Origin of the sequence: Mesorhizobium sp. M2E.F.Ca.ET.209.01.1.1 (assembly GCF_004010375.2) — a bacterium.
Taxonomy (GTDB): Bacteria; Pseudomonadota; Alphaproteobacteria; order Rhizobiales; family Rhizobiaceae; genus Mesorhizobium.
The window spans coordinates 1-288 of the sequence record NZ_SADP02001207.1 but is presented as its reverse complement, the minus strand read 5'-3'; the positions used below and the strand labels follow the sequence as shown (position 1 = coordinate 288).

Sequence of the window (288 nt, the reverse complement as noted above, 5' to 3'; positions counted from 1 at the left end):
GTTTCACCCATTCGCGCATCGCGACAGGATTCTTCTTCAGCGTGTAAACCAGAGCCTCCGTCAGGAAGTTTTCCTTGGGCGAATGCCCGTCGCGTACCCTGAAGGAAAAAAGCGCTTTGAACAGGTTTAGTTCGTCAGGAGAAGGAATCGAAATTGCGCTGCCTGGTTCGGCAGTTTCAAAATTCATGGCTTAAAGCACCGGACCAGTTTCATATCATTGCTATAAGCGTATCCACGATGCCTGCCTATCGTCGACACCCGTCCGCTTTTGGTGGTTTGTCGCCGCAA

General features: G+C 51.0%; 1 protein-coding gene. It reads right to left on the bottom strand.

The window, feature by feature from the left end:
• Positions 1–187, bottom strand: a 187-nt coding sequence (locus EN852_RS39755) for a hypothetical protein (RefSeq protein ID WP_135879971.1), incomplete at its 3' end; no start/stop codon positions are given.
• Between the last annotated feature and the right edge of the window lie 101 nt (positions 188–288).